Here is a 6,824-nt window from a genome sequence, read left to right on the forward strand (position 1 = left end):
GGGATCGAACCTGTGACCCCTACGATGTCAACGTAGTGCTCTCCCGCTGAGCTACGCGCCCGTCATGCCGTGACGATAATCTGTCCTGGCAGTCGGAACAGGTTCGGCCTTGCGGCGTGTCCCTGTTGCGAGGTTGAGCGGGCTATAGCCGCTCATTTCGCGCCTTGCAAGACGCTTGATTGCAAAAAGCGCTCAGGCTGCGAGCAACTTCTCGACCTCGTTCACCAGCTCGCGCAGATGGAACGGCTTGGACAGCACTTTTGCGTCCTTCGGCGTCTGGGAATCGGGGTTGAGCGCAACTGCAGCGAAACCTGTGATGAACATCACCTTGATGTCGGGATCGAGCTCGGTGGCGCGCCGCGCCAGCTCGATGCCGTCCATSYCSGGCATGACGATGTCGGTCAGCAGCAGTTCGAAGGGCTCTTCACGCAGGCGATTATATGCTGAAAGCCCATTATCGAACGACGCCACGTCGTAGCCCGCATTCTGCAGGGCCTTGACCAGAAAGCGGCGCATGTCGTTGTCGTCTTCAGCGAGAAGTATCTTGGTCATGGGCCTGCTTCGTCCGTCCCGTTCGGCCTATCGATAGAGGCCGCCCACCCCGGACAACCCCTTCTCTGTTTCGTCTCGCCCGATTCGGCATTCCGAGCCAACGCCGCGAAGCGTTATCGCCTGCCCGGAGCGCTTGGAACACTATCGCAGTATAACGCGCCAACATGGTAAACAACGCGTGAACGCGATGTTCGATTCAGCGCCGGATTCGAGATCGCTTCATCCGCCCGGCAATGTGTGCTTCAGTTGTCCCGCATGACCATCTCGTCCGGTAATTTCTCCGCTGAAGCCGCCGACATCGTCGTCGAGATCGAGCGCCCCTTCAGCCTCTATCAGCCGCCGCTCCAGGTCGTGCCGGTGGTGGTCGACGTGCCGCATGCCGGGCGTCGCTACCCTCCCGGCTTCGTGGAGCGAGCACGATTGCCGCTGCGCTCGCTGCGCCGCTCCGAGGATGCCTATGTCGACCGCCTCTTCGCGCAGACGGTCGCCCTTGGCGCGCCGCTGCTTGTCGCCGAATTTCCGCGTGCCTTTCTCGATGTGAACCGCGAGCCCTATGAGCTCGACCCGCGCATGTTCGACGGCCGCCTGCCCGCCTTCGCCAATACCCGCTCGATGCGGGTCGCAGGGGGGCTGGGCACAATTCCACGCATCGTCGGAGACGCGCACGAGATTTATTTTGGCAAGATTCCGGTGGAGGAAGCACTCGCCAGGATCGACGAGCTCTATCGCCCCTACCATGCCGGGCTGCGCAGCCTGGTCCAGCGCACGCAAGGCGCATTCGGCACCTGCATTCTGGTCGACGCCCATTCGATGCCCTCGACCGGACTCGACCGCGACGGGCTCGCCAAGTCGGATGTGATTCTCGGTGACCGCTTCGGCACCAGCGCCGCTGGCTACATCATCGACATCGCCGAGGAAGCCTTTCGTCGGCGCGGGCTCAGCGTCACGCGCAACCGCCCCTATGCCGGCGGCTTCATCACCGAGCATTACGGCGCGCCAGCCTCAGGCGTGCATGCCCTGCAGATCGAGATCAACCGGTCCCTCTACATGAACGAAGCGACCCTGGAGCCGCATACCGGTTTTGCAGAGTTGGAGCAGGCGATCGGCACCACCATGGCGGAGTGCTTCGCGCATTGGAGCGGCTGGCTCGACGATTGGCGCGAAGCTGCGGAATAGCCTGTTTTCTCAGAGGCTTGCGATGACAGTATCGGCGCAGCGCAGAAAAAAGGGCCGCGCACTTTCGTGGCGGCCCAAGTCTAGGGAGGAAACGCCCAAGGAGGGCAAACGAAGGCTTGAGGTGATCGCCCCTTCGCAGTGCACAATATGACTGTGCAGCGCAAAAAAGCAAGYGCCYTTGTCGAAGATCTTATGAGCCATGCGCCGCACGCAATCCAAAACTGCTGATTTTCCGTCAGATTCCTTGTTTTCCGACGACGAGCGCCGCTAGAAGAACCGAGCGAGCAGGCTGGATCCTGCATTTTTGCTGCGCAGCATCGCGCAGCTCCGGAGAGCAAAGATGAGTGCGGTTGATTTCGGCGCCTTCGTCGCGGAACTCGCGACCCAATCCGGCCAGGCGATCCTGCCCTTCTTCCGCGCCAAGCATGCGACCGAGGACAAGTCCTGCGGCGGCGTGTTCGATCCCGTGACCGAGGCCGACCGCGCCGGCGAGAACGTGATGCGCCACCTGATCAAGCGCAATTTCCCCGAGCATGGCGTGCTCGGAGAGGAGTTCGGCACGGAGAACGGTGAGGCCGAATATGTCTGGGTGCTCGACCCGATCGACGGCACCCGTGCCTTCATCTCCGGCATCCCGGTCTGGGGCACGCTGATCGGCCTGACCCGCGAGGGCGTTCCGGTTTACGGCATGATGCACCAACCCTTCACCGGCGAGCGCTATTCCGGCGACGGCCGACAGGCACGCTATGAGGGTCCGGGCGGGCCACGGGTGCTGCGCACGCGCCAGAACGGCGAGCTGGCCACCGCGACGGTAATGACCACCAGCCCAAAACTGTTTCAAGGTGCCGAGCAGGAAGCCTATCTGCGCGTCGAAAGCGCGGTGCGCCTCGCCCGTTACGGCTGCGATTGCTATGCCTATTGCATGCTGGCCTCGGGCCATGTCGATCTCGTCATCGAGAGCGGGCTGAAACCCTATGACATCGTCGCGCTGATCCCGATCGTCGAAGGCGCCGGCGGAATCGTCACCTCATGGGATGGCGGCAGTGCCGCCAAGGGCGGACGCATCATCGCCGCCGCCAACAGGACCCTGCATCAGGCCGCCCTCGCCCTGCTCGCCGGCTGACCCGGGCCCGGCGATCGCTTCGCCGGGAATGAATGCATCGAAGGCCGCCCAGAACTGCGCGCGGACGGCATCCGTTTCCATCAGGATCTCGTGGCGCGCAGTCGGCAATATCAATGCCGAACCGGTCTTCAGCCGCGCCGCGAAGCGCTCGATTGCAGGCGTCGAGACCACCGGGTCGCGCCCGGCTGCGATCACCAGCGTCGGCACCCTGACCTCTAGGGGCGCCGAGGGAGCCGCCAGCCGGTTCATCAACCGGAACGCGGTCCTGACCCAGCCGACAGTCGGATCGCCGATGCTGAGATGGCGCGCCGCCGCTGAAAGCGCGGCGTTCCGGGCATAGCGGACGGGGTCGTTCGTCAGCCGATTGCCTTGGAATGGCTTGGTCGCGATCGCCGTGTCACCGCCGCCAGGCACGAAGGCGCTGCCGAGGCCGAGCCAGTACAGCACGCTTGCGAGATAGCTCGCCGCCCGTGGCCGCTCGACCATGGAGAGGCCGAGCATGGGCGCGAGCGCGACCAGTCGCGAGACCGGCAATGCGTTGCGCCGGGCGGCGTCGAGGCACAGCGCCGCCCCCATCGAATGCGCCAGAACGAAATAGGGAGGCGGCAGCCGGGCCTGCATTTCCGCCATGGCAAGTGCGAGGTCGGTCTCGTAATGCCGCAGACCGCCGACATGCCCCTTGCGTTCACGCGAGACGAAGCGTTGCGAACCGCCCTGGCCGCGCCAGTCGAAGGCGAGAACGTGGAAACCGCGGCGGCGCAGCTCGGCGATCGTCTCGCTGTAGCGTTCGATGAACTCCGCGCGCCCCTGGATGATCACGACAGTACCGCGCACCCGCTTTACTGTCGGGTGCCAGCTCGCGAAGCGGAGCCTGGCCCCGTCGCGCGCCAGGGCAAGCCAGACCTTGCCATGCCCGGGAACCGGGTAGTCGGGGAGGGAAAAAAGCTCGGCCTCGGCCATCAGGCGCTCCGAATCGCGGCGACAGTCCCGGGCGGATGCCCTCGGTTATGCCCGCTCGAGGCAGCTCTTGAAAAGCTGAAATCGCTCCCCAATTCCTGGTTACGCAGGCCGATACCGGCTGCGTGAACCTGAATGGGGCCTGTGCTCAAGACGAGGCAGGCTCGACCAAACGTCGCTTCTTCTGGAGGACATCATGCGTCACTTCGATCTTTCCCCGCTCTATCGCTCGACCGTTGGCTTCGATCGTCTGTTCAACCTGCTCGACCAGGCTACCAGCGCTGAAACCGCGCCGACCTATCCGCCCTACAATATCGAGCGCACTGCCGAGAACGCCTACCGCATCTCCATCGCGGTCGCCGGCTTCTCCGACAGCGACCTTGCCATCGAAAGCAAGGAAAACACCCTGACCGTACGCGGTGAGAAGCAGGTTTCCGAAAGCGCCGAGAAGCGCGAAGTCCTGCATCAGGGCATCGCCGCACGCGCCTTCGAACGCCGCTTCCAGCTCGCCGACTATGTCCAGGTGACCGGCGCGAGCCTCGAGAACGGCCTGCTCCATATCGACCTCGTCCGCGAGATTCCCGAGGCCAAGAAGCCGCGCCAGATCGCCATCGGCGGCAAACCCGCCAAGGTGCTCGAGGCCAAGGTTTCGAAGGCCGCGTAACACGCCCAGCCCAGGGCTGGCAGACAGAGGGCGCCCCCGGTTTCCGGGGGCGCCCTTTTCACGCCTGGAATTGGCGATCGTCTCTCAGTCGAGAGGCGCGACCGGAACGGCAGGCGTCGCCGGGCGCGGTGTGGAGGGCGCCGGATCCTCGATCTGGACCGGTGGCAGCTCGACCGGCGAAGCCTTGATCTCCGGCGATTCAGCCTTCGCAAGCGGCGGCTTGTGCTCGGGAGTCTCCGTTCCGCGAACATCGTCGGGGTTCACCAGCTTCGGCTTCTCCTCGCCGGATGGGGTGGTCGGGCCCGGCGTCGGCGCGACGGGTGTTGCCGGCGTGGACGGAGCCTCGGTTGCTGGCGCACGAGCCTGGGCAGGAGCCTGCTCGACAGGTTTTGCCTGTTCGGCTGGCGGTGTCGGCGCCGCCGGAGACGGGGGCATGACCGTTGCAGGCGCGCTCGCCTCGGCGGGAGGAGCTGGCGCCTTCTCCGGTTCAGGAGCCGGCATCGGTGCGGCCGGGGACGCCGGAACGACTTGGGCAGGCGCGTTCGCCTCAGCCGGAGCCTTGAGCGAATCGGGGCGCTCCGGCGGGAGCGGCAGCAACCGCGGTTGAGCCGGGGCATGCTCACGCGGATCGACGCGCGCGACATCCGGGGGGGGTCCCCTCATTCGTTCAGGAGTCTGCAGGTTCACCCGCCGGACGAGATCGCCGCTGAAACGATCGAAGATCAGCCGTACGCGCCGGCCATTCGCCATGCGCCCATCGACCACAAAATCGGACTCGGTGCGCGTGGTGCGGTCGACCTGGGCGAGCCTGTGCTCGCGGATGGCGATCTCGGCGATGCTCCGTGAAGACAACGGCGCAGGCGGCGGCGGTGCATAACGATAGCCGTAGCCATAGCCATAAGCGCGACGCGGCACATATTCGTAGCCATAGTCGTAATAATACTGCGCGGCGGCTCCACCGGCCGAGCCCGCCAGCGCGCCGGCAACAGCCAGGCCGATCAGCGCGGCGCGCGAGCGCGCGGTCGAAACAGAAGCCATATCTCCATCCTTGTTAACGAACCGAACGGGGACTTCAGTCTTCCTTAGGGATTACGGCACCCATGCGGCGTCAATCAGGGGATATTTCAGCGAGACGGCGCGTTCAGCAGCGATATCAGCTGTTCGACATCCTCGGAGCGCGTCGCAAAGGACATCACGAACCGACCGACAATATCGCCCGATGCAAGCGCTGCATCGTCGGGAAGCGCGGTGTMGGACCAGGCGTGATAGCCGACCCCGGCCGCCTTCAGCCGCTCCTGCGTTGCAGCATCGAGGACGAGAAACGCCGTATTGGCCTCGCAGGGCCAGGCCAACCGCACCGAGCCGCCTCTCGCAACCGCCTCGGACAGCCGGGACGCCATCGCGTTGGCGTGGCGCGCCAGCGCCAGCCAATGGCCGCCGGCCAGGAGGCCCTCGAATTGTGCGCCGATCAGCCGGCCCTTGGAAAGCGTATGACCGGCCCGCTTGCGCCGCCATTTCATTTCAGCAGCCAAGGCCTGATCGAAGAAGACCACGGCCTCGGCCGCCCAGGCGCCATTCTTGGTGCCGCCAAAGGACAGGACGTCGACGCCTGCCTTCCAGGTGATCTCGGCTGGAGAGCAGCCCAGCGTGACCAGCGCATTGGCAAAGCGGGCGCCATCCATATGCAGCTTCAGGCCGCGGGGCTCGGCCGCCTGCTTCAGGGCCCGCACCTCGTCGGGACGATAGACCAACCCGCATTCGGTTGCCTGCGCGATCGAGACCGCCTGCGGCTGCACCTGATGCAGCGCCCCCTCGCGCATCCGCGCCAAGACCTTGGTCACGGACTCAGGCGTGATCTTGTTGCCGGTACCGGGCAGGCCGATGAGCTTGGCGCCGTCGCCGAAGAATTCCGGCGCGCCGCACTCGTCATCGGCGACGTGGCTTTCCTGATGGGTCAGGACCGCGCCCCAGGGGCGCGTCAGGCAGGCCAGCGCCAGCGCGTTCGCAGCCGTGCCGCTGGTCACCAGGAAAACCGAGACCTCGTGCTCGAACAGCTCGGCAAAGAGCCGTTCGACGCGCTGGGTCCAGATATCGGTGCCATAGGCGGCCGCTGCGCCGTCATTGGCGGCCGCGATCGCGGCCATCACCGGGGCGCTCGCACCCGCCGTATTGTCGCTGATGAAGTTCATGAACGAGCGTTAGCGAGGCGGGCGCGCCCTGCCAAGCGCAAGGCCGGAATGACGCCTTGCACGGCGCGACTGAGCCCGGACCGGCCGCCGCCGGTATAAGCCCTTCGGACAAGAAGCGTGCGACCCAACTGTGCCTTTCATCCCGGAAATGTCGCCATCGAAA

General features: G+C 65.3%; 7 protein-coding genes. 3 read left to right on the plus strand and 4 right to left on the minus strand.

Annotated elements, in window-relative coordinates; all coding sequences use genetic code 11:
- Positions 1-192 precede the first annotated feature (192 nt).
- Positions 193-552 carry a cell cycle two-component system response regulator CpdR gene (gene cpdR / locus AC1DJT_RS32665; RefSeq protein WP_476835704.1) on the minus strand — a complete coding sequence of 120 codons (360 nt, stop codon included), beginning with the start codon at positions 550-552 and terminating at the stop codon, positions 193-195.
- 255 nt (positions 553-807) lie between these two features.
- Between cpdR and AC1DJT_RS32670 the strand changes: the two genes are divergently transcribed.
- Entirely contained in the window at positions 808-1,728 is a 921-nt protein-coding gene (locus tag AC1DJT_RS32670) for an N-formylglutamate amidohydrolase (RefSeq protein WP_441504340.1), read from the plus strand.
- A gap of 340 nt (positions 1,729-2,068) precedes the next feature.
- On the plus strand, positions 2,069-2,851 hold the full coding sequence (gene hisN / locus AC1DJT_RS32675) for a histidinol-phosphatase (RefSeq protein ID WP_069879102.1): 783 nt from the start codon (positions 2,069-2,071) through the stop codon (positions 2,849-2,851).
- Here the strand turns inward: hisN and AC1DJT_RS32680 are convergent.
- Positions 2,756-3,811 (minus strand): alpha/beta hydrolase, encoded by a 1,056-nt coding sequence (locus AC1DJT_RS32680; RefSeq protein ID WP_441504339.1) that lies wholly within the window; start codon positions 3,809-3,811, stop codon positions 2,756-2,758. The two genes, hisN and AC1DJT_RS32680, sit on opposite strands and share 96 nt — an antisense overlap.
- Positions 3,812-4,004: 193 nt before the next feature.
- On the opposite strand from AC1DJT_RS32680, the gene AC1DJT_RS32685 reads away from it, so the two are divergent.
- Positions 4,005-4,472 carry an Hsp20 family protein gene (locus AC1DJT_RS32685; RefSeq protein ID WP_441487913.1) on the plus strand — a complete coding sequence of 156 codons (468 nt, stop codon included), beginning with the start codon at positions 4,005-4,007 and terminating at the stop codon, positions 4,470-4,472.
- A gap of 84 nt (positions 4,473-4,556) precedes the next feature.
- Here AC1DJT_RS32685 and AC1DJT_RS32690 read toward each other — a convergent pair whose 3' ends face one another.
- Entirely contained in the window at positions 4,557-5,510 is a 954-nt protein-coding gene (locus AC1DJT_RS32690; RefSeq protein ID WP_441504338.1) for a hypothetical protein, read from the minus strand.
- 86 nt (positions 5,511-5,596) lie between these two features.
- Positions 5,597-6,661, minus strand: coding sequence for a threonine aldolase family protein (locus AC1DJT_RS32695; protein WP_476835705.1), 1,065 nt, complete (start codon positions 6,659-6,661; stop codon positions 5,597-5,599).
- Between the last annotated feature and the right edge of the window lie 163 nt (positions 6,662-6,824).

The organism is Allobosea sp. 05T422_2 (assembly GCF_056396265.1).